Origin of the sequence: Pantoea sp. USMM079 (assembly GCF_037153115.1) — a bacterium.
GTDB classification, from domain to species: Bacteria; Pseudomonadota; Gammaproteobacteria; order Enterobacterales; family Enterobacteriaceae; genus Pantoea; species Pantoea communis.
Window position 1 is genome coordinate 72639 of sequence record NZ_JBBCKX010000022.1, and the last position, 22544, is coordinate 95182.

At 53.0% G+C, this 22544-nt stretch carries 17 protein-coding genes; all 17 read right to left on the reverse strand.

Features of this window, described 5'->3' with window-relative positions:
* Positions 1 to 19 precede the first annotated feature (19 nt).
* The gene (gene tssE / locus WFP70_RS21330) at positions 20 to 460 is read right to left on the reverse strand and encodes a type VI secretion system baseplate subunit TssE (RefSeq protein WP_097118721.1); all 441 of its coding nucleotides are present in this window, start codon (positions 458 to 460) and stop codon (positions 20 to 22) included.
* Positions 460 to 999 (reverse strand): type VI secretion system lipoprotein TssJ, encoded by a 540-nt coding sequence (tssJ, locus tag WFP70_RS21335; protein WP_337024354.1) that lies wholly within the window; start codon positions 997 to 999, stop codon positions 460 to 462. The genes tssE and tssJ overlap by 1 nt, the downstream gene beginning before the upstream one ends.
* Positions 974 to 2071, reverse strand: coding sequence for a type VI secretion system baseplate subunit TssG (gene tssG, locus WFP70_RS21340; protein ID WP_337024355.1), 1098 nt, complete (start codon positions 2069 to 2071; stop codon positions 974 to 976). The genes tssJ and tssG overlap by 26 nt, the downstream gene beginning before the upstream one ends.
* Positions 2026 to 3789: a type VI secretion system baseplate subunit TssF gene (tssF, locus tag WFP70_RS21345; protein ID WP_337024356.1), complete on the reverse strand. Its 1764-nt coding sequence runs from the start codon at positions 3787 to 3789 to the stop codon at positions 2026 to 2028. The genes tssG and tssF overlap by 46 nt, the downstream gene beginning before the upstream one ends.
* Before the next feature lie 193 nt (positions 3790 to 3982).
* Positions 3983 to 4330: a hypothetical protein gene (locus WFP70_RS21350; protein WP_337024357.1), complete on the reverse strand. Its 348-nt coding sequence runs from the start codon at positions 4328 to 4330 to the stop codon at positions 3983 to 3985.
* Between the two features lie 80 nt (positions 4331 to 4410).
* Positions 4411 to 5991, reverse strand: coding sequence for a type VI secretion system protein TssA (gene tssA / locus WFP70_RS21355; protein ID WP_337024358.1), 1581 nt, complete (start codon positions 5989 to 5991; stop codon positions 4411 to 4413).
* The gene (locus WFP70_RS21360; RefSeq protein WP_337024370.1) at positions 5991 to 9371 is read right to left on the reverse strand and encodes an ImcF-related family protein; all 3381 of its coding nucleotides are present in this window, start codon (positions 9369 to 9371) and stop codon (positions 5991 to 5993) included. The genes tssA and WFP70_RS21360 overlap by 1 nt, the downstream gene beginning before the upstream one ends.
* Positions 9372 to 9434: 63 nt before the next feature.
* Positions 9435 to 10718, reverse strand: a complete 1284-nt coding sequence (locus WFP70_RS21365) for a hypothetical protein (RefSeq protein ID WP_337024359.1) — start codon at positions 10716 to 10718, stop codon at positions 9435 to 9437.
* Entirely contained in the window at positions 10670 to 10927 is a 258-nt protein-coding gene (locus WFP70_RS21370; RefSeq protein WP_072017065.1) for a PAAR domain-containing protein, read from the reverse strand. Before WFP70_RS21370 ends, WFP70_RS21365 begins: the two co-directional genes overlap by 49 nt.
* A 153-nt stretch (positions 10928 to 11080) precedes the next feature.
* Positions 11081 to 12091, reverse strand: coding sequence for an SEL1-like repeat protein (locus WFP70_RS21375; protein WP_442956363.1), 1011 nt, complete (start codon positions 12089 to 12091; stop codon positions 11081 to 11083).
* Between the two features lie 164 nt (positions 12092 to 12255).
* On the reverse strand, positions 12256 to 13470 hold the full coding sequence (locus WFP70_RS21380) for an SEL1-like repeat protein (protein WP_337024361.1): 1215 nt from the start codon (positions 13468 to 13470) through the stop codon (positions 12256 to 12258).
* A 36-nt stretch (positions 13471 to 13506) separates the two neighbouring features.
* Positions 13507 to 14808, reverse strand: a complete 1302-nt coding sequence (locus WFP70_RS21385; protein ID WP_337024362.1) for an SEL1-like repeat protein — start codon at positions 14806 to 14808, stop codon at positions 13507 to 13509.
* A 36-nt stretch (positions 14809 to 14844) separates the two neighbouring features.
* Positions 14845 to 16041 (reverse strand): SEL1-like repeat protein, encoded by a 1197-nt coding sequence (locus tag WFP70_RS21390; protein ID WP_337024363.1) that lies wholly within the window; start codon positions 16039 to 16041, stop codon positions 14845 to 14847.
* An 86-nt stretch (positions 16042 to 16127) separates the two neighbouring features.
* Positions 16128 to 17975 (reverse strand): phospholipase D-like domain-containing protein, encoded by a 1848-nt coding sequence (locus WFP70_RS21395; RefSeq protein WP_337024364.1) that lies wholly within the window; start codon positions 17973 to 17975, stop codon positions 16128 to 16130.
* Between the two features lie 178 nt (positions 17976 to 18153).
* Complete coding sequence (locus tag WFP70_RS21400; RefSeq protein WP_337024365.1) at positions 18154 to 19446, reverse strand: SEL1-like repeat protein; 1293 nt, start codon at positions 19444 to 19446, stop codon at positions 18154 to 18156.
* The gene (locus tag WFP70_RS21405) at positions 19446 to 21290 is read right to left on the reverse strand and encodes a phospholipase D-like domain-containing protein (protein ID WP_337024366.1); all 1845 of its coding nucleotides are present in this window, start codon (positions 21288 to 21290) and stop codon (positions 19446 to 19448) included. The genes WFP70_RS21400 and WFP70_RS21405 overlap by 1 nt, the downstream gene beginning before the upstream one ends.
* Positions 21290 to 22544 (reverse strand): DUF2345 domain-containing protein (locus WFP70_RS21410; RefSeq protein WP_337024367.1); only part of this gene is annotated, 1255 nt, incomplete at its 5' end. The genes WFP70_RS21405 and WFP70_RS21410, both read right to left, overlap by 1 nt.

Below are 22544 nucleotides of genomic sequence, written 5' to 3' on the forward strand. Positions count from 1 at the left end.
ATTCAACAACCTTCCTTGTTTATCCCGTCAAACCACTGCCCATTAACTGCTGTTGCTTTAAGTGACGCAGCAACACTCTGCCCTCTGGTTTGAATTCCGTGCCATAGCGCACCAGGCCAATACCGGTGAGTTCGGCTTCAATGGCGTAGCGCAATTCGCCTGGCACCGTTTGTTCCAGCAATGCCACCTCAATACGCTTAAGGCGCGGTTCGTACTTCAACAACACGCTTGAAAAGGTGTGAAGCAGCTGGTGCGCAGTGCCCGGCATCCCCTGCAGGATGCGGGTCATATCCGGCAGTCCATAATCGGGGATGTGTGCAATTGAGCCTGCACGGGTATTGAGGATGCGCTGCAGATTATCCAGCACCGAAAGTATGACCTGGTCCCGTTCGCTCACGGCATCGAGCGCCAGCCCGCCACTAAAATTGCCGTAAAGGATCTCATAAAGTGAAGGCATCATCAGGGTCTTTTAGCCTTTTCCGCGACCAAAGTCAGTGTACCGTCACCCAGTTCAATCACGCGCGCCTTATCCGGGTCGAGATCATCGCGGGTCAGCAGCAGTCGCCACTGATCATCCTGAGTGTCCGGCGAGAGGAAGAGGCCGGCCACCGCCACGACCTCCGCTTTATCGTCCATCGGCATATCAATACTGACTGACTCACCCGGGCGGATGCGGATGTCCTTTTGTGCCAGCAGGTCCGCCTTCAGAACCTGACTGTCAGCAGCAAGCAGCGAAGGATAGTCTGAAGCGTCAAAGGCTTTACTGTCCTTGAGTTGCCATATGCGCACCACGGTTGAGAGCGCGACGCCCTGCGCATTGCGGTTTGCCCCTTCACGGGCGCGAAAATCGAGATGCAGTGTGCGTATTTGCTTGTAAAAAATGGATTTGGTTATGGAGGCGGTGCCCTCAGATACTTTCTGAGTCAAACCGCAGCCGCTGACGCTCAGCGCCAGCACAAGAGGGAGAAGCGTTTTACCAGCGGTAGTCGCCCTGTTCATCGGTTTCTATCCTTGAAGGTTGTACCCGGACGCGCTGATAGCGACCAAGCTGAATGGTTATCAGATCAGACTCGCGGGAGCCCGCGGGTTGTGTCAGAGGAAGCACCGCCGTGCGTCCCAGTTGTTGCGCCCCATCCGTACGGCAGCTCAGTTGCGCATCAGGCATCAGCGTGCGATCCACGCACAGCTCCAGTCGTGCATCCAGCTTTGCCCCCAGATAAACATGCAACAGCGCCATCAAGTCGCCGTGCAGTTGCCCGTCTGGGAGCCATCCCCGAACTTCCTCAGGGTTGCCGGTGAACAGCCTCAGCAATACCTGACCGTTGACGTCTGTGGCATGCGTCCCCACCACCGGTCGATGCGTCAGACTGACAGGGTGGCGCGTGCTCATATTCAGTATTGAGGATTGGGGAATACGACGTGAATCCCAGGGCACGACCTGCGCGCGCGTGTCCGGTGCCAGCAGCTTCACCAGTGAGGAGACCCCTTCGGCGGTTCGACCGGGCAGCAGCATCACCGGCAGCAGCGCCAGGAATCGCGAGACCGGCGTCGCGATATTCTGCGCACAACCGGTTATCCCCAGACCCGCCAGCCCCAGCAGATACTGAGAGGTGTCATCGGTGCCGCCTGGTGCGAAAGTCGCCGGGTAGGTGTATTTGCGCCAGATGCGGTAAAACTGGGTGGTCAGGCGGTGGCTGAAGATATCCAGAAAATCCTGGGTGGCCTCGTGCCCTTCGCGTAGCCGCGTCACGTCATCAATGTAGTGCGTCGGCAGCGGAGACGCCGTGCCATAGAGCCCCATGAAATTAATGCGTACCGTGGGCGGCAGATGCGGATGAGCGGGCGCTTCTGCACCGCGAATTTCTCCTGCCGGAAAGCCCATGCCGGGATGAGGCCGGAAGCGCACTGGCTCGTGCCGCACCTGCCAAGTGCTGCCCGGCACAGGTGCATCGGGGTCGCTCCTTTCCAGAAGCTGACAGAAGCGGTAAAAATTCATGTAAGGCAGCCGGTCACCCAGCCGCGCGATTAGCCGGGCAGGCGCTGACTGTGATTCTCTTTCCACCGGATGCATTTTCCTTCAGGCCGGATAATCAGGGAGAGCTGAATGAACTGGTTCATGTCCGCGTAAAGCGACAGGAAGCGGTTGAGCATCTCGCCGAACAGATGTATATCGCCATCACCGCTAAAGCCGCTGCTGTCGAGCGTCACCTCAACGTCGAGGCCGCGCAGCAGGTAGCCGGACTCAAACCGCTGCAGACGGTGATGCTGTACGTCAAGGATCGCATCCAGCCTGCGGTTGCAGAGTTCGTCATCCTGCCAGTTGTACAGCGACAGCGTGCCGCGCAGCACCTCTGCGCTATTCATCATATTGATGAAGCCGGAACCGAGGTGGCTCAGCACCCGCCAATGAAAGCGGTCCTCAGCGGGTGGATAAGCAGGAAGTGTCGGACGAGTCAGATTGCGCACCGTGACAGGGGTCTGCAACACCTGTTCGCAGCGGTCCAGCAGGGTGCTCTGCAACGCACGACGGGGAAGCTGGCCGTTGGTGCCGGTGATGCGCAGCGAGAGCGTATCGCGGGAAAGCTCCTCCCCCTCCTCCCACTGCTGACCGCCGAGTATCAGCCAGGTGTCGTGCATCCCGGTCACGCCTTTTCGAACGCGCGTATGAAAATAGCGCTCAGGTGCGAGGCGTCGCATCATGCCGCCCCGATGCCGGAAGCTGGTGAACGGAACGTACTCTGCCGCGCCGGTCAGCCCTGAACCGCTGACTGCATCCACCGAGTAAATCTCGGTATGTCCGTCCTGCAGGCGCTTCGCGCGCAGCAGGTACTCGCTCTCCAGTCCGTTAACCGTCAGCGGGTCAGCTTCCAGCGTGAACAGGTTAATCACCGGTACGCAGTGCAGTTTCAGCGAAGCATCGGTCACCGGCAAATCACTCTGCCACGCCTCACTGAATACCACCTCAATATCGAACCCCGTGAGTCCGGGTGGAAGAGGGATAGCTTCCAGTCCGTTCAGGGTCACAAAGCGAAACTTCTCCGGGAAGGTGAAGTACTCCAGCAGCAACTGATAGCCGCTGAAGGCGCTGTCACCTTTTGGCCATAGTCTGTCGTCCTCACCAAATCCACCCGGGCTGAACCAGGCGTTGAGGGCGATCCGCTCCTGCTGCCCGGCCAGGCGGACGTATATCGCGGCCTGACGGCGGGTCAGCCTCTGATGCAGCGCGGTCGCCACGGGCACGTCTTCTCCCAGCCACAAGCTAAGATGGCGCAGGTCACACTGGCTCCAGTCCGCCTGCCCGCTGCTTGCTATGCGCAGGCGCAGCACGGAGCGTCCGTCCGGCTCGGTGCCCATGACCACGCCTGAGATTGACAGCGGATTAAGCGTAACCGGCTTTGTGGTGCGGTAGTGGCAGACAGTATTTTTGGGGCCTACCGGGCGGGAATACACCTCCAGCCCGGCGGGAGCGGTCTCCGCCATTTTCATTTTCGGCAGATCAGGCGAGAGCGACACTATGCTCAGTGAAGGGATCGTGCGCAGATAATGCGGCCAGAGCATGCTGACCAGGCCTTCGGTCAGCTCCGGCAGGTCATCATCAATCTTCTGGCGCAGCCGACCTACGGAAAAAGCAAATCCCTCAAGCAGGCGCTCCACAAAGGGATCCGGCGTGCCTGCCCGGTCCAGGTTGAGCATGGCGGCACGGTCAGGGTGGGTTTCAGCAAACTCTTTTGCGGCGTCGCGCAGATAGCGCATTTCGTTATCGTAATAGCGTAGAGTTAAGTCTTTCATAATAAAATTATTTCTGTAAATAGACTGTATCAACTGGAAGTTATTGTGGAGCAATTAAAATCAATGTAGCTGAATATTTTATGCGATATAAAACCGACCATTTTTTTCAAATGAATTTAACTTTCACTCACTACAGCTCGCTAAATGATTTGCCCGAGCAATATTAAGCAAAATTAAAAACTAGAGAAAAACATTATGGCTTGTCAGGTGCGTCGGAGCTAATCGATTTGCCAGTGACTTTATATCGCTCGACTAAGAATAAGATTAAACAAACAGCACCTATCACAGTTCCGACATTCCAGAATGGGAGTAATAAAATATCAAAAGCCATCTGTACTTTGATGTTATTATTTAGCACGCCATATAAGCCCAGAATTGAAAGAAAGATTAAAACCATTGGAAGGATTGCAAAGAGCATTGAAAAAGCAGCAAACTCTGGGAATATAACTATCAACATCCCACCAAGGAAAAAACTCAACACACCTCCAATAAGGAATAGGATTGAAACCATAAAATTGACAACACGAATTAATGAAAGCATAAATCCACCTTGGTTATTAAAAATATATTAGATATGAGTAAATATGGCTTAATTACCACACTTAGTCGTTAGCGAAATACTCATCCACAAATTGCAACAGACTTTGCGGGATCAAGTCTAATAAGACCTGAAATCAATAGCTCAATTTCCTTATTTGTTTGTAGCTTATCTGCACCTCCTCTAACTGCTCGTGCACGCAGCATTTTGAGTCTGCGAGACTTCACTTCAAACAGCAGAGACGGCTCCCATTCGCTTAGTACCATGTTCTCCGCTTGCGTATCGAGCGCACATAGCAGATGAAGCGCCATTTCCTGACGGCCAAAATGCTCGGCAAGTCTGGCCATCAGCAAACGTAATAACCACTGCTGGCGAGGTGACGTGATGCCGGGGCGTTGCTGCAGCCAGGCCAGCGCAGCCTCAATGCCTTCCCTGTCTGCCAGGTCAGTGGCCTCGCTCTCAAGCTGCAGCACATCATCTTCAGCGCCAGCAGTCACAGAGCCAGTCTCCGTTCCGAACACTCCAGCAGGCATTAGCACATGCTGCTGGATCCAGCCCATGGTAACCTCATCCGCAAACGGCATTCCGTCACTGAAAGCCAGCGTTTCCAGCCCGTTGAGGCGCGACAGCAGGCCCTTAAGGTCGTCCTGAACAATCGCCGCCAGCGCCGCATTGCCCGAGCGCAGCTGCGCCTGGTGCTGGTACCACTGCAGGTCAAGCCAGAAGTGATTGCCGCCCCGGCTGAACAGGCTGTCGGCCTGCTCGGCCAGTTCGGCCCAGCTCTGCTGCAGCCACAGGCGCTTGAGCTGTGCGCGCTGGTCCGGCTTGGGTGGCTCAATACGGCTTTTGCCGTCGCCGGACAATGGTGGCAGCTGGCTGAGCGTGTCATGACGGATGGTTTTCATCAGCCTGTGCGCGGCCAGCCATCCGCCTGGCTGATCGCGCAGATAAGCGGCCAGCGTTCGTGCCTGGTCCAGCAGATCACGCCCGGAACTGATAGCCGCCAGAGCGGGGGCGGCGGAGGCTGAAGACGACTGGGATGCGGGACTGTCTGCCGCCGTTTGGGGCACCACCGCATCCGGGCCGCCTGCCCTCAGCAACCTTGCCTCCAGCGCGCCGTAAAGGCTACCAAGGCCGGCCCCGCCCTGCGCTCTGCATACGTCATCAATCACCAGCAACGCCGCCACGGTACGCTGCGCCGAAGATGTCATCACTTCGGGATAGAGCGTCAGCGTATCCAGCACGCGCGCGCTGGCGGGAAAGCCCAGCGCCGCCTCACGACTGCGCGCCCGCTGTGGATGCAAAGCATCACCGAAGCGCTGCAGCAGGCCGGCAAGCAGGGCCAGACCGTCGGCGAACCCTTCTTCACCGTCCTGTTGCAGTCGCGCCCAGCAGTACCAGACTGCCACGCGGATGTCTTTGGCTTCCGTCGTCAGTACCTGCTCCGCCAGCGCACAGATAAGCGTCGTATCCGCGCCAGACAAACGGTTCATCTCTTCCTGCATCTGCTGGAACGCATCGTTGTAGGTCGGGTCTTCGCCTGCTACGTGGGTGCCCGCCAGGGGTTTCAGCCACGGCTCCCACAGCGAAACAGAGTCCGTGGCCAGCACGCGAAGATGGTCCGCATTCGCACCGCAGGCATTAATCAGGGATTGCAGTGGCATTAGTCTTCCTCGCTGACAAAAGTTTCATCCTGCACGTCCGGGGCGTTACTGATAATGAATATGTCGGCCGGGAGCGTGAAGTTGCGCAGCTTCAGCAGCGCCAGCGGCCCCTCTCCGGCTTCGGTGCGCAGAATGTAGTTCAGCGGACGACCGTCAGGTGCCTGCCAGGTGAGCCGCCAGCTGCTGCTGATGCCCGGATTGGCGCTGACCTGAGCCTTATCCAGCAGGCGAATCAGACCCCAGCTGCCCGGCATGTCGCCGTACTGGCGGGTGCCGGCCTTCGTGCTTATCCAGCTCAGTGATGCACCCGGCGCTTCTGTGTCGGCAGGCCAGGTGAAGCGCTTCCACACCGGTTGCTGATTCATGTAGGTGAGCTTCTGACTGTCGATAATCAGGTCAGTCTGCATCACGTCTGCAGCCGTACCAGGACGCAGCTCAAAGTGCAGCCCGGCCTCGCCGCGGGTAAACACCACGTCAGAAATCCGGCTAAGCTGATTAAGCGCCTGCAGAAAAGCCGGGTTAAAAGTCAGCCCCTGAGCGTTGATGCTGTCCGGTATCCAGCGCGTGCCTTCGCGGTGCAGCACACCGCTCAGACGCGACTGCAGGAAGCGGGTGATGCGACCGTTGTCCGCATTCAGATATTTCGCCAGCAGCGGCAGTGACACTTCACTGCTGACATTTTTAAACGGATAGCGGCCGCCAAACGCGCTGTTCCACTCATTCACCACCGCCTGCTGCCACTGGGCGTTCAGGCTGCCCGCAGCCGGCATCAGCACCTGCTGCCAGGCCTGCTCCATCGGGCGCACAAACACCGCCTGCCCAAAACCGCTCCACTCCTGCCCCAGCCCGGCGGCGACCAGGCTGCCATAATCACGCGTGTCAGTGAGGTCCACGGTTTTCCCCTGAAACACCGTCTGCGCCAGCGTCTGCGTCATGGCCTGCGGGTCTGCCGCGTTGGTGACCTGCTGCAGGCGCAGACGCACCTGAGTCACGCGCGTCAGGAAGGTACGCAGGCTCATACTGCTGCTGCCCTGACTGTCAGTCAGCGCCAGCAGCGGGCCGAAAGTCGCATCGAGTGGGCCGATCGGTCCGCTGTTCTGGTCAATGGCAGGGCGCTTTTCCCGACTGAGCAGGTTCTGCGCAGACTTCACCAGCGAGTCAGCAATAGCATCCCCACTCTGCCCGGTCCGTCCCTGCACGTTGAGCGTATTCATCAGCGCCACCAGCGGTGACTGGCGCACATCTGCCATCAGTGTGAGCTGGTCAATAGCGTCTGACAATGTCGGAGTAGGTTGCAGGCGCAGGCTGTTGAGGAAATTCAGCCAGGCGGCGCTGTAGTCAGAGAAGTAACGGCTGGTCAGCCTGGCTTGCAGTACGTCCGGTGATGCTGCCTGGTCGGCCTGCGAATTGTCACCCAGCACCCAGTCCATCTCTTCCTTGCGCTCGCGAGCCACTTTTTCAATGGCAGGTTTCACACCGTCTTCCCAGGCCTGCCGGGTAAACATCCCCGGGACTACTTCATCGGTCGTGAACAAACGCGCCGTATCGGTATCGCCGGTCATGTCTGACAGGCGCATGTCAGCATACTGTCGGGCTACCTGTGAGAGCATCCGCTGGTACTGGCGGATTTCGCTGTTGGTTACCCCCATCTGCCGCACCAGCAGGGCGCGTACCTGACTGACAAGTTCATCATCGATCTTTAGCGCCCACTGCGGATGTGTACGCAAACTCTTGCTGTAGAAGGCCAGCAGCGGTGCACCTTCTCCCTGCCAATAACTGTCAGTCACGCCTTCACGCTGCGCCCAATCCCGTATCAGTGCATGACTAAACCACTCCTCATTCATTCGTTCCGGTCGCGCCAGCATCAGTAATAGTTTGAGCTGGGTGTAAGCGGGTCTTGCAAGCTGCTCGCGAAGTGGACTATCTGGCGGCAATGCGGCTATGGTTTTCAGCCTGGCCTTAAGGTGAATTGCCGCCGCATCACGCAGCAACGGCAGTGCGACATTACTGTATCGCTCCCAAAGTGCGTGGAGTAGCGCATCATTTTGATTTAGCCCGGTGAAGTCATACCACGGCACACCGTGAGCAGACCGATTTTGCAGGCGTTCGATTCCCGCTTGCAATTCAGCGAGTGCACTCAGCCGCTGCTCAATCCCAACACTTTGAGACGCGCGAGTAATCTGATCCTGTGTCGTAGCAATAATATTACGGTTGTAAATAAACGAGATAATTATCCCAGCAGCCCAGAGCACCATAAATGCTGAACTAATAATGCATAATACCTGAGGCCATCCCAGACGATGTTTTACCGGGCGTAATCCCACAGGTAATGTTGAAAGTGAAGCAAGTAACGAATCCCAACACGTGTCTTTTCCCCAATGATGTTTAACCTCTCGGGCAGACTCCATTGCTGAAGGACTAAACATAACCCCTGCAACGGGTAACGGACGATGCGGATTCAGCAACTCAGTCAGAGACTGGCTAATACGCCTCGCTGACAGGGAGAGCTCAGATTTCAAAGCAAGCAAGAATGTGTACTGAGGATCAATACAGATTTGCTGAATTCCTTGCTCTGTCAATTTAGCGGCCAATGTCTGTAATTGCGCCTCAATAGCCTCCGATGTTGCCCGGAATGGCAATAAGCAACCGACAGACTGTGTAATTCTTCCTGAGCAGTCACCAGCCGGATGTAACGACCACACAATAAACGGCAGTCTCCATCCTAATAATTCATAACGAGAGGTAATTCTTCGGGAGAGTGTATCTATTTCCTGTGGTGATAACATGTCGTCGGATGACGCGTAATCCAAAGCAGGAGATCGACTCAGAGATGATGTGACCCAAATCAAAGCATCAATCGGTTGATGGCATAATGCCTTAATCTTGCTGAACCAGTCATTATCCAAAGGCTGATCTGTATCTCCTCCCCACAACAGCACCGTACCTTGATGCTCTAGCCAGAATTGACTGCTAATGCCGGGGGCGAGTTGTTCCACATCCAGCTTACGCCCGGTGAGCATAATAATGGTCACTTTCCTTCGCCAGAAACGACCAAACTGATCGCCTAGTGCCAACTTGAGTTCAGATATGGCGACACCAGAGGCGGAGTTTCTATTCACTTGCTGTGTTTTATTATTTTTAACAGAGACATGATTATCATTACGCCCTTGCAAGATGCTTCTAATTAAAATCACTCCGTAACTCATGCATAAAAAAATAAAACATAATCCAATGAAGGCGTAAAACTTGCTTTGAAACGTTAACAGGCCAATTCTTTCACCAAAACGATAAATACCCCAGGCAATCGCAGTGAGCACAAGAAAAATAACGCTATAACGACCTATCCAGTGCCTATCACTTCCTTTATTCGATGTGTTCATCATTTATTCCCTGTTGCACAATCATTAGTTTTCATCATTCCATTTTCTTTACTAATTCGTGTATCACGACTGAGTTGATAGCCCCTCAGGCGAAACTATTGTGGCCCACAACGGTGCGTTGGTACGATTACCACTCAAGATCAATTGCGCTTTTCCATTTCTGCAGAATTGTGCGGCGCAGGCGATGGCAACCCATGGAGCAGAACAACCAGGATATCCCAATATTGCATCAAGATTATTTAAGTCCTGCCCGATATTGATTGGACTTTTTACAGATTTTAATGCCGTGGCAACAGCAATATTATGTTCCGAATGGATACCAACCAGCCAGCCAGACTCTATACTTTCACCCGTTATGGGAACCCATTTCAGGGAGTGCGCAATAGCATATTCCAAATCTTTAACGTCTGTATGATATGACTGTTCCGGACGATGCAACCGCGCAAGAATCGGTAGATTATGGATAGGGAGTGAATGACCGAGCAGTAAGCCGACAATTGCTTCTGAAGTTCCCTCAGGATGTTCGGGTTCAATCTGTGCGGCTAAGACTAAGAGCATTGTTTTTTCATTACTGCTTTGATCTATCCATTGGTCAATGACGGCAAGCCCGGCACCTGAAATGAGCGTAACGGGTTGAGCTATGCTAATGTCATCCCAGCACTGCCTAAAAGTACTCCCTATCTGATGACTATTCAGGTGACTCTCGCATTCAAGTAATACCGCAATAGATGTTTCTTCTGACATCATGGCAAGGATTGGGCTGAGTTCTTCCAGCACTTTAGCGTACCCCCGCTTCAATAATTGCTCTACGGCTTCTTCATTATTTCTGATTAAACGACTGTGTCGGACACCCCGGCATCCCAACCATGATGGCTGTGTTTTCAATGCCGCCTTTTTTTGGCTCAAAGCATCCCACTGTAAGTTACCTTGAGTATCAGCGTCAGTGCGGAAAGTAGTATGGAGACTTAATCCATAGACATTTAAACAACGCTGCCCGCGCTGTAGTTCTCGATTGAGTTGTTTTTCACGTAACCGATCACTGTTTATAGCTGCATTGGATTGTCCTTTAAACCAGGCCAGACGGAAAAACAATAGAAAAGCCCAACCTAAAAAGGGCAATTCAAGCGCGTTCTCCCAAAATATTATGTTGCTCATGTCCGGTTTAGAGATCTTCATCATTATGGCGTAATTTATGCCAACGATTATCATGATGAGCAACATTAAAAGCCACACCCACCATTTTGGCACCACCGGTTTAATTGCAGGTGATGGTATTAATTTGAGATTGACTGGCATATTTACATCGCCGTTGCTGATGGTAGGCTTGATATCAAGCTGCACCCACATGCACAACGATGCCCATGAAATGCCACCGGTCGCCCGTAATCTTTGTAGGTTGCATGGCCCTCTGCGATAACATTTTTACCGTGCTTAGGGCAGTCAACAGGATCTCCCACTCGCGCAGCACCTACACCGTGAAACATCATCTTCATTGAAGCACTTAATACAGAGCCGCCGCCGGTATGTTTATCACCCAGCCGAATAATATTTTTCATTATTAAATATACCTTTAATAAATTAGTTAAATTAGAAACTTGTCACTAAATAAAACAATTTGAGGATTATCTGAAATAAAAATTACCGACTGAATGACGTTGTATTACCGCTATAGCACAACATGAATGACATATTCTTTCTGATGAAACCATTTAATGCGTCAGCGGTCTGCCCGTCACCTGATCCAAGTGCTTCTTCTTCGCTAGCCGTGCAATCAGCGCCTCACCCGGTTTTTCCGGCGGGATGTTGGCTTCGCGGGCCTCCAGCCACTTCAGCTTCCCGTCCCATTCCGGCAAAGGCGCGGGCGGTAGCGGAACAATATCGTTGATTTCGGGTACGGCGGGATGGGCGTAGGAGTAATCCGCCAGTATATTCCAGATAGCCTTATAGCGCCGTGCGCGTTCGGGGTTGTTTTGCTGGCCTAGATAATAGAGCCTGTCTGTAGGCTCGGGACCGGAAAATCCATTCCTTAAAAAACTTGCTGAGTTTGAATTACCTGCCGCCACTCCGAGCTGGAATGCATGCAAAGCCTCTGAATACTTTTTATTTATTTTGAGGCCAATCCCCAGCGATAGGGCTGCCTCGCCATTACCTTGCTCAGCTGCGCATAGCAACATCTGTTTTGCAACGTCGGGGGCAATGTCAACCGGTGCAAGTTTATCGCCCACATAGGCCTGTGCCAGAGCACTCCCTTCATCAGCCGCCTTACGATAGTAACGCAGCGCCATGTCCTCATCCTGCTTCAGCCCCGCAGCACCGTGCTGCAGATAGATGGCAATAAAGTAGTAGCCGCTGGCGACTCCGGCATCGATAAGCTTCTGGCTGAAGCGGCGTCTTTCCGATGCAGTCAGACCAAAATGCCCGCGCAGCGACCCGTTCTGCAGATTGATGGTGGCTTTGGCATGCCCGTTCTCCGCTGCAATCCGATAGAGACGGGCAATTTCCAGGTCTATGACCTTGTCCTGCCTGAGCTGGTTGTTCACCTGCAGCCAGCGGGCGTATCTGAACAGCACATCAGCCTCCGCTTCCGGACCCGGGATAACCTCGTATTTGCAGTTGAAGGCCTGCCCGTTGCTGGCCCCGCCGGGCGATGGGATACCACGGATGTTTGTCTGAAACGGGGAAGCGCTGTTATCGCACCCTGCCAGCAACAGGCAGAGCATCCCGATAGTGGCGTGTCGCTGGCTGTACCTTTTTTTCATGACTGCTCTCCCTGCTGTTAAACGACTTACGCTGTCCTAGGCCTCGCCCAGATAACGCCACGTCACGGGCTGCTCTTCCTCCGTGTGCCTGTCACGCAAGGGCCAGGGGCGGGAATGAATGCGCGTTATGCGGTCGGCCGGCATCGTATCCCCCCCTCCCTGAAGTAACGCACCTCTTCCGGGCCTGTTCCGCTGTCCGGTATCCAGGCCGTCTGCCAGTAACCGCTTCTCGGGCAGGGTTCTCCGCTGTGGCACAGCAGCAGCGACGCGCTCTGTTTATCAAAGTCCGGTGATTCCGGCAGCGGCCTGCCGGTCGCCGGGTTCAGGTGCTTCTTCTTCGCCAGCCGGGCAATCAGCGCCTCACCCGGTTTTTCCGGCGGGATGTTGGCTTCGCGGGCCTCCAGCCACTTCAGCTTGCCGTCCCATTCGGGCAAAGGCGCGGGCGGTAGCGGTACGATGTCGTTGATTTCGGGTACGCTGGGATGGGCGTAGGAGTAATCTGACAATATCTTCCAGATAGCCTTATAGCGCCGTGCGCGTTCGGGGTCTTTTTGCTGGCCTAGATAATAGAGCCTGTCTGTAGGCTCGGGACCGTAAAATCCTTCTTCTAAAAAACTAGCTGAGTTTGAATTACCTGCCGCCACTCCGAGCTGGAATGCATGCAAAGCCTCTGAATACTTTTTATCTATTGCGAGACCAACTCCCAGCGATAATGCTGCCTCGCCATTACCTTGCTCAGCTGCGCATAGCAACATCTGTTTTGCAACGTCGGGGGCAATATCAATCGGTGCAAGTTTTTCGCCCACATAGGCCTGTGCCAGAGCACTCCCTTCATCAGCCGCCTTACGATAGTAACGCAGCGCCATGTCCTCATCCTGCTTCAGCCCCGCAGCACCGTGCTGCAGATAGATGGCAATAAAGTAGTAGCCGCTGGCGACTCCGGCATCGATAAGCTTCTGGCTGAAGCGGCGTCTTTCCGATGCAGTCAGACCAAAATGCCCGCGCAGCGACCCGTTCTGCAGATTGATGGTGGCTTTGGCATGCCCGTTCTCCGCTGCAATCCGATAGAGACGGGCAATTTCCAGGTCTATGACCTTGTCCTGCCTGAGCTGGTTGTTCACCTGCAGCCAGCGGGCGTATCTGAACAGCACATCAGCCTCCGCTTCCGGACCCGGGATAACCTCGTATTTGCAGTTGAAGGCCTGCCCGTTGCTGGCCCCGCCGGGCGATGGGATACCACGGATGTTTGTCTGAAACGGGGAAGCGCTGTTATCGCACCCTGCCAGCAACAGGCAGAGCATCCCGATAGTGGCGTGTCGCTGGCTGTACCTTTTTTTCATGACTGCTCTCCCTGCTGTTAAACGACTTACGCTGTCCTAGGCCTCGCCCAGATAACGCCACGTCACGGGCTGCTCTTCCTCCGTGTGCCTGTCACGCAAGGGCCAGGGGCGGGGATGAATGCGCGTTATGCGGTCAGCCGGCATCGTATCTCCCTCCCTGAAGTAACGCACCTCTTCCGGGCCTGTTCCGCTGTCCGGTATCCAGGCCGTCTGCCAGTAGCCGCTTCTCGGGCAGGGTTCTCCGCTATGGCACAGCAGCAGCGACGTGCTCTGTTTATCAAAGTCCGGTGACTCAGGCAGCGGCCTGCCGGTTGCCGGGTTCAGGTGCTTCTTCTTCGCCAGCCGGGCAATCAGCGCCTCACCCGGTTTCTCCGGCGGGATGTTGGCTTCGCGGGCCTCCACCCACTTCAGTTTGCCGTCCCATTCCGGCAAAGGCGCGGGCGGTAACGGAACGATATCGTTGATTTCGGGTACGGTGGGATGGGCGTAGGAGTAATTTTCCAGTATTCGCCAGATAGCCCTGTATCGCCGGGAACGCTCTGGGTCTTTTTTTAAATCCAGATAGTCAAGAGGGTTATCTGGTGAAGGATCATTAAATCCGTCCATTAAAAAACTTGTCGAAAGAGGATCCCCCGCAGCGACCCCTAACTGATATACCCGCACCGCTTCCTGGTAATTTTTCCTAAACTTGAGCATGGAGCCTAATATACTCGCCGCTTCTCCCTCTCCCTGCTGAGCAGCACAGAGATACATTTGCCTGGCAACATCCGGTGCGATATCAATTGGCTCAAGTTTTTTGCCCAGATACACCTGTGCCAGAGCACTCCCTTCATCAGCCGCCTTACGATAGTAACGCAGCGCCATTTCCTCATCCTGCTTCAGCCCCGCAGCTCCATGCTGCAGATAGATGGCGATAAAGTAGTAGCCGCTGGCGACTCCGGCATCGATAAGCTGCTGGCTGAAACGGCGTCTTTCTGATGCAGTCAGCCCAAAACGCCCGCGCAGCGACCCGTTCTGCAGATTGATGGTGGCTTTGGCATGTCCGTTCTCCGCTGCAATCCGGTAGAGACGGGCAATTTCCAGGTCTATGACTTTGTCCTGCCTGAGCTGATTGTTCACCTGCAACCAGCGGGCGTATCTGAACAGCACATCAGTATCAGCTTCCGGCCCCGGAATAATCTCGTGTCTGCAGGTTAAGGCCTGCCCGGTGCTGGCCCCGCCGGGCGGCGGGATGTCACTCATGTTTGTCTGAAACGGGGAAGCGCTGTTATCGCACCCTGCCAGCAGCAGGCAAAGCATCCCGATAGCAGCGTGTCGCTGGCTGTACCTTTTTTTCATGATTGCTCTCCCTGCTGTTAAACGACTTACGCTGTTCTAGGCCTCGCCCAGATAACGCCACGTCACGGACTGTTCTTCTTCCGTGTGCCTGTCACGCAATGGCCAGGGGCGGGAATGAATGCGCGTTATGCGGTCAGCCGGCATCGTATCCCCCTCCCTGAAGTAACGCACCTCTTCCGGGCCTGTTCCGCTGTCCGGTATCCAGGCCGTCTGCCAGTAGCCGCTTCTCGGGCAGGGTTCTCCGCTATGGCACAGCAGCAGCGACGCGCTCTGTTTATCAAAGTCCGGTGACTCAGGCAGCGGCCTGCCGGTCGCCGGGTTCAGGTGCTTCTTCTTCGCCAGCCGGGCAATCAGCGCCTCACCCGGTTTTTCCGGCGGAATATTGGCTTCGCGGGCCTCCAGCCACTTTAGTTTGCCGTCCCATTCGGGCAAAGGCGCGGGCGGTAGCGGAACGATGTCGTTGATTTCGGGTACGGTGGGATGGGCGTAGGAGTAATCTGACAATATCTTCCAGATAGCCTTATAGCGCTTTGCGCGTTCGGGGTCTTTTTGCTGGCCTAGATAATAGAGCCTGTCTGTAGGCTCGGGACCGGAAAATCCTTCTTCTAAAAAGCTTGCAGAATTTTCATTACCGGCAGCTACCCCCAATTGAAATGCTTCGGCTGCCTTTTGATAATTCTTTTTTGCCTTCAGGTTAATTCCCAGCGATAATGCGGCTTTGCCGTCCCCCTGTTCTGCTGCGCAATGCCGCATCTTCCGGACTATGTCTCCGGTATTCTCAAGCCAAGATAACTTTTCGCCCACGTAAGCCTGTGCCTGGGCGTTGCCTTCATCAGCCGCTTTACGGTAGTAACGCAGCGCCATATCCTCATCCTGCTTCAGCCCCGCAGCACCGTGCTGAAGATAGATAGCGATAAAGTAGTAGCCGCTGGCGACCCCGGCATCAATGAGTTGCTGGCTGAAGCGCTGCCGCTCAGTCGCCGTTAATCCGAACTGACCGCGCAGTGAACCGTTCTGCAGATTAATATTAGCCTTGGCATGCCCGTTTTCTGCCGCAATCCGATAGAGACGCGCAACGTCCAAATCCACCGACTTGTCCTGCTTAAAGTTATTATTTTTCTGTAACCAACGAGCATAGTTAAACAAAATGTCCGCAGCAGCATCAGGATCAGGTAAAATTTCATGCTGGCAGGAAAATGCCAGGCGGGCATTGATGTTGCTGAGGGGGTCCATAGAATTATCCTTTTTAAAAACTAGCGGAGCGTTGCCCCCATCACAGCCCGTCAGAAGGAGGCTGCACAATATTAATAGTTTGCGCATTAGTCCAGATCGCTCAAGTTAGGTTTATCATAGTTAAATTTAATTAATGGAGCATTTGGAGGCATTTGATTCTCTGGTTTCTGATTCTCTAGGTTACTCTCAAGAAGACTCCCCCAGGCCTTAAATGCATCTTCAGGATTATCCTGTCCACCTTGCCCGTTAGTGTGCAAGTCCCACAATCTTCTTCTTAAATCCTGCGTCACACTCCCCCACTCATGAGCAATATTCATCTCACTGTCCACCTGCATACTGCGGGTGTTAATATTGGCAGAGCCATGCGTGGTAAACACGTCATTGATAATCATCAACTTGGAGTGAATATAAACAGGCATCCATTTATCTGGCGGAGAATCCATTGCGACCAGCGAACATACATGCACTTTTAGACCTGGTATATCTACAAGGGGAATGATGCTCTCATCTATTTCTTTCTCTTTTTCTTTTATTGCAGCATCCCGTTCATAAATGTATTTCAGCTTCTCTCCATAGGGAGCATTGATTGAGGGACCGCTGGGCAGGCTTTTTCGGAATTCTTCTTTCAGTTTAAGCTTAGTGATACCCGGCATGGTATCGGCCCGACCAAGTAAATCCAGCATGCGCTGGGTATTAACGGTACCCGAACCAATACCCTCATCTGTAGCATTGGTCACTACAAACAAATGCAGAACACCATCTTTTTTAGAGTCGCGACCATTTTTTATTTGTTTTGCTACAGTTTCAGTAATTAATTTGGCCATCGGCGGCCAGCGGAAATACTGATTCTCTATATAGATAAACTGAGTGGCATTGTTGACTGCCTGCAAATAAAGCGTCTCGATATCCCGTTTTTGTTCCTGTGCCTGAGTGCGGAGCAGTTGAGCCATCATCGGCGTGCCGTATTCAGGGCGGGGCTTCAGTTCTTTGGCCACTTTCTTTGCATTACGCAAAGCCAGCAGATCCTGATGCGTTTCCTTACACCACGCCTTAGCAAAATTCTCGTGCAGGTGTTCCAGTATCGGGCCCGTTACCTGACTTGAGATATCCTGGCGCGGGAGAAACCCGCTGGCTCCCATATTGGATGCATACGCATCCACGCTGCCTGCCCGACGCCTGGATGAGTGCTCATCTGTATCCCAGTACTCATCGAGCATGTTGTGGCCCATCACAAAACCCACTGCATGCTCCGGTAATTCGTAATCCACCAGGACTGTTTTCTGGTGATGAGTGGCTGTCGCCGCCAGAAGTGCCACGGTCATTTTACTGATGTCTTTATCAAGGGCATGCAGTGCTGCCTGATATCGTATCTCCGCACGTTCATCAACATTGAAGCCCCTGCTTACAAACTGCGGGAATTGCTTTAATCTTTTTGGCGTTGTTCCGATACCGACTGAAATCTCTTTAACCGTATTAAACAGGGCATACTCTGCAAACCATTTCCTGTCATTCGCATATTGCTCATCCGTCGCGCTTTGTCCTGCCCGATCTTTTATACGCACAATACCTTTGCCGGGCAGATTGGCTTCACCTGCTCCCCCTGCTGAATTGAGTGGCATTTCCCAACCCAGTACTCGCACTTCCACGTTGTTTTTTCTCGCAACGTCAACGAGTAACTCTCCAATCGAGGGGGCCTGCCCATCGCGGATAAAATACATTGAAGGCTGGAAACCCCAGCAGATGATATCCACTGATTTCTTCGCATTCGCAATGGCGTGATGAACCGCAGCAAAAGCCTCTTCACCATTGACCAGCGGCTTATAGGTCGCCAGGGCTGGCGGGTATTCCGTATTCTGAACAAACCAGGGAGAGGTAATCACCCCGTGATCCGCTTCCTGAGGGGCAATAGGGACAACAAAAGGGTCCTTTTTCATTAAACTTCATCCTTGTCGTTTACATTACCCAAGAGGCGGGCATAGGTCATACGGTGGGCAGTATGGGTGTCGGGCGTATTAATGTCAGAACTGGCCATCGATGGATGATGACGGCGTGCCGCTGGCTGTACTTGTTTGACATGGCCTGCTCTTCCTTGTGTTAACGGCTTGCGCTGTCCTAGGCCTCGCCCAGATAACGCCACGTCACGGGCTGCTCTTCCTCCGTGTGCCTGTCACGCAGGGGCCAGGGGCGGGAATGAATGCGCGTTATGCGGTCAGCCGGCATCGTATCCCCCTCCCTGAAGTAACGCACCTCTTCCGGGCCTGTTCCGCTGTCCGGTATCCAGGCCGTCTGCCAGTAGCCGCTTCTCGGGCAGGGTTCTCCGCTATGGCACAGCAGCAGCGACGTGCTCTGTTTATCAAAGTCCGGGGATTCAGGCAGCGGCCTGCCGGTTGCCGGGTTCAGGTGCTTCTTCTTCGCCAGCCGGGCAATCAGCGCCTCACCCGGTTTTTCCGGCGGGATGTTGGCTTCGCGGGCCTCCACCCACTTCAGTTTGCCGTCCCATTCCGGCAAAGGCGCGGGCGGTAACGGAACGATATCGTTGATTTCGGGTACGGTGGGATGGGCGTAGGAGTAATCTGCAAGTATTCGCCTGATAAGCTTATAGCGGCGGACACGTTCGGGATCTTTTTGCTGGCCAAGAAAATAGAGACTGTCAGTGGGCTTAGGGCCATTAAATCCAGATTCTAGAAAACTTGCGGAACTTCTATCCCCGGCAACAACACCTAACTGAAATGCCTCGGCTGCCTTTAGGAATTGTTTATTCACGGCTAGCATATTTCCCAGTTTATTAGCTGCATCTCCTGATCCTTGCGTTGCTGCACAGAACAGCATCTCTTTAGCTATGTCTGGAGCCATCCCTTTTGGTGATAGCTTGCCGCCTATATAAGCCTGTGCCAGAGCACTTCCTTCATCAGCTGCTTTACGGTAGTAACGCAGCGCCATGTCCTCATCCTTCTTCAGCCCCGCGGCGCCATGCTGCAAATAGATGGCAATATAGTAGTAGCCGCTGGCAACCCCTTGATCGATAAGTTGCTGGCTGTAACGTAACTGCTCTGAAGCCGTTAAATTGAGCTGTCCACGCAGCGAGCCATTCTGCAGATTAATATTAGCCTTCATATGGCCATTTTCTGCCGCAATACGATAGAGGCGAGCCACTTCCGTATTCACTTCTTCGTCCTCATCTAATTGATTGTTTTTTTGCAGCCAGCGTGAGTAGTTAAAAAGCAATTCGGTATCAGGATTAGACTGCGGAATAACTTCAAATTTACAGACAAAAGTCAGTTGGGTATGTATTTCATCTAAAGATGGCATGGAATGATCCTTTGGTGAATTCCCTTTAGCATTCACATTAATATTCTGATCGCAGCCGATAACAATAAAGCAGAAAAGAAGTAACGGTCTCCACATCAGTCCCAATCCTTAAGTTTTGAATCATTGTAATAAAACTTAACAAGAGGTGCAAATGGCTTATATTCAGCAGCATCCTTGAGCGCTTCATTTCTGTTAATTATGTCTCCCCATGAATTGAATGCATCTTCAGAATCGTCTTGCATCCCTCTCTCATTAGTATGAATCCTCCATAACCTCCTCCTTAAATCCTGAGTCACACTGGCCCATTCGTGAGCAATATTCATTTCACTGTCCACCTGCATGCTGCGGGTATTAATATTGGCGGACCCATGCGTAGTAAATACGTCATTCACAATCATTAACTTGGAGTGAATATAAACTGGCATCCAGTTGTCAGGAGGGGAGTCCAGTGCCACAAGAGAGCAGACATGGATGTTTAAACCAGGCCGGGGCTCGGGGACAATCGTACTTTTTTCAATTTCAAGTATCTTTGCGTCCAGCTCTCGCTGTTTCTTTAAAAAATCCTCAGCATTTTTAGGTGTATACATCGCAGAAACAGGCGTTGTTCCTGCTTCTCTCCGGAGTTTATCAATCTGCATTTGTTTTGTGATACCCGGAATTATTTCCGCCCGTCCCAGCGTCTCAAGCATGCGCTGGGTATTGACGGTACCCGACCCGATACCCTCATCTGTGGCGTTGGTCACTACAAACAAATACAAAGCACCATGTTTATTATGGTCTCGCCCTTTGCTTGTCTGTTCTTCTGCAATTTTATTAATCAACTCAGCCATCGGCGGCCAGCGGAAATACTGATTCTCTATATAGATAAACTGAGTGGCATTGTTAACTGCCTGCAAATAAAGCGTCTCGATATCCCGTTTTTGTTCCTGTGCCTGAGTACGAAGCAGTTGAGCCATAATCGGCGTGCCGTATTCAGGGCGGGGCTTCAGTTCTTTGGCCACTCTCTTAGCATTACGCAAAGCCAGCAGATCCTGATGCGTTTCCTTACACCACGCCTTAGCAAAATTCTCGTGCAGGTGTTCCAGTATCGGGCCCGTTACCTGACTTGAGATATCCTGGCGCGGGAGAAACCCGCTGGCTCCCATATTGGGTGCATACGCATCCACGCTGCCTGCCCGACGCCTGGATGAATGGTCATCTGTATCCCAGTACTCATCGAGCATGTTGTGGCCCATCACAAAACCTACCGCATGCTCCGGTAATTCGTAATCCACCAGGACTGTTTTCTGGTGATGAGTGGCTGTCGCCGCCAGAAGTGCCACGGTCATTTTACTGATGTCTTTATCAAGGGCATGCAGTGCTGCCTGATATCGTATCTCCGCACGTTCATCAACATTGAAGCCCCTGCTTACAAACTGCGGGAATTGCTTTAATCTTTTTGGCGTTGTTCCGATACCGACTGATATCTCTTTAACCGTATTAAACAGGGCATACTCTGCAAACCATTTCCTGTCATTCGCATATTGCTCATCCGTCGCGCTTTGTCCTGCCCGATCTTTTATACGCACAATACCTTTGCCGGGCAGATTGGCTTCACCTGCTCCCCCTGCTGAATTGAGTGGCATTTCCCAACCCAGTACTCGCACTTCCACGTTGTTTTTTCTCGCAACGTCAACGAGTAACTCTCCAATCGAGGGGGCCTGCCCATCGCGGATAAAATACATTGAAGGCTGGAAACCCCAGCAGATGATATCCACTGATTTCTTCGCATTCGCAATGGCGTGATGAACCGCAGCAAAAGCCTCTTCACCATTGACCAGCGGCTTATAGGTCGCCAGGGTTGGCGGGTATTCCGTATTCTGAACAAACCAGGGAGAGGTAATCACCCCGTGATCCGCTTCCTGAGGGGCAATAGGGACAACAAAAGGGTCCTTTTTCATTAAACTTCATCCTTGTCGTTTACATTACCCAAGAGGCGGGCATAGGTCATACGGTGGGCAGTATGGGTGTCGGGCGTATTAATGTCAGAACTGGCCATCGACGGATGATGATGGAACCCAAGATTAGCCAGTTTGCCCTGCTCCGGGTTAGTGTATGCATCAACGACAGGGATCTGATAACGCACACCATTAGCCATTTCCAGTGTGTACTCTCTGGTCACCACTTGATGGTCAATTGGGAGTTGGCCGCTCTTGTCCAGTACACCTGATTTAACCAACGATCCATCTGCAAAAAGGGAATATGGCATGCCAGCCCAGCTTATTTCAGGAGCGTTAGGTGCCTGTGGAATATGTAAACGCAGCGATTGTTTTACATTTTCTTGCAGCGCCGGATATTCTGGATGGCTGGCATCCATATTGGCTGGTTCACTGTAAGCAAAGTCGGCTGCTCTAATATTGCAATCACCGTTGGTACCTAATTCAATCTTGTACGGGTCAAGGGTAATGTAGGATCCCCCTGCATTCAGAACGATTTTCTTCTTAGCAACAATATGAATTTCATCTTCTGTGCTGGTTATTTCCAGCCCCTGCCGTGCCAGCAATTGGAGTTGATCATTTTGCGCCTGAATAGTTACGGGGCCTTGGTTAGCGATAAGCTTAATACCTAATTTTCGGACAAACAGACTCACCCCATGGCCAACCCCCACGAACAATCGTTTCACAATGCCAATATCAGTATCAGCACCAGCACTGAACGTGAGATTTTGCCGCGCTGCCAGCTGCAAATGCTTACCGCTTGTTAAAGCAATCCCCTCTGGTGCACTCAACACCGCAACGGCCTCTTTCAATTCTTTAATTTGTTCGCGCATGAAAGAAAGCTGCGCCTCTATTTGTGCTGGTTCCGCTTTCGCAGACTGTGCATCTTTAGAGAGGGAATCCATCTGTTCAGCAGACTGTTTAAGCCTCTCCATTGCCGCCTGCATTTCCAGTATTGGCCCTAGTGCCTTAGGTTGTTTATCTGCAGAAATAAACAATCCGGCCCCACCCCGCACCGCTATGTGCTTGTCCGTGCGAAGTTCAGCACCCTCTCCTCTTAGTGTTCCTGAAGCATCTACGCTATGACCAAGATTAAGCTGCGTCTTACCCCCATACTCCGTGCTGAGCTTAATATGCTCCTCACCACGCTTATCCTCCATGCGCAGTTTGTTCAGGCCCGCAGTGCGTATAACGTTCCGCGTGCTATTTTTCTCAGTA

Coding starts and splice junctions, on each gene's coding strand:
- WFP70_RS21405 (WP_337024366.1), bottom strand. CDS start 21,290: ATGAAAAAGGACCCTTTTGTTGTCCCTATTGCCCCTCAGGAAGCGGAT.
- tssJ (WP_337024354.1), bottom strand. CDS start 999: ATGAACAGGGCGACTACCGCTGGTAAAACGCTTCTCCCTCTTGTGCTG.
- WFP70_RS21350 (WP_337024357.1), bottom strand. CDS start 4,330: ATGCTTTCATTAATTCGTGTTGTCAATTTTATGGTTTCAATCCTATTC.
- WFP70_RS21395 (WP_337024364.1), bottom strand. CDS start 17,975: ATGAAAAAGGACCCTTTTGTTGTCCCTATTGCCCCTCAGGAAGCGGAT.
- WFP70_RS21385 (WP_337024362.1), bottom strand. CDS start 14,808: ATGAAAAAAAGGTACAGCCAGCGACACGCTGCTATCGGGATGCTTTGC.
- WFP70_RS21375 (WP_442956363.1), bottom strand. CDS start 12,091: ATGCTCTGCCTGTTGCTGGCAGGGTGCGATAACAGCGCTTCCCCGTTT.
- tssE (WP_097118721.1), bottom strand. CDS start 460: ATGATGCCTTCACTTTATGAGATCCTTTACGGCAATTTTAGTGGCGGG.
- WFP70_RS21380 (WP_337024361.1), bottom strand. CDS start 13,470: ATGAAAAAAAGGTACAGCCAGCGACACGCCACTATCGGGATGCTCTGC.
- WFP70_RS21365 (WP_337024359.1), bottom strand. CDS start 10,718: ATGTGGGTGCAGCTTGATATCAAGCCTACCATCAGCAACGGCGATGTA.
- tssG (WP_337024355.1), bottom strand. CDS start 2,071: ATGCATCCGGTGGAAAGAGAATCACAGTCAGCGCCTGCCCGGCTAATC.
- tssA (WP_337024358.1), bottom strand. CDS start 5,991: ATGCCACTGCAATCCCTGATTAATGCCTGCGGTGCGAATGCGGACCAT.
- WFP70_RS21400 (WP_337024365.1), bottom strand. CDS start 19,446: ATGTGGAGACCGTTACTTCTTTTCTGCTTTATTGTTATCGGCTGCGAT.
- tssF (WP_337024356.1), bottom strand. CDS start 3,789: ATGAAAGACTTAACTCTACGCTATTACGATAACGAAATGCGCTATCTG.
- WFP70_RS21370 (WP_072017065.1), bottom strand. CDS start 10,927: ATGAAAAATATTATTCGGCTGGGTGATAAACATACCGGCGGCGGCTCT.
- WFP70_RS21360 (WP_337024370.1), bottom strand. CDS start 9,371: ATGAACACATCGAATAAAGGAAGTGATAGGCACTGGATAGGTCGTTAT.
- WFP70_RS21390 (WP_337024363.1), bottom strand. CDS start 16,041: ATGGACCCCCTCAGCAACATCAATGCCCGCCTGGCATTTTCCTGCCAG.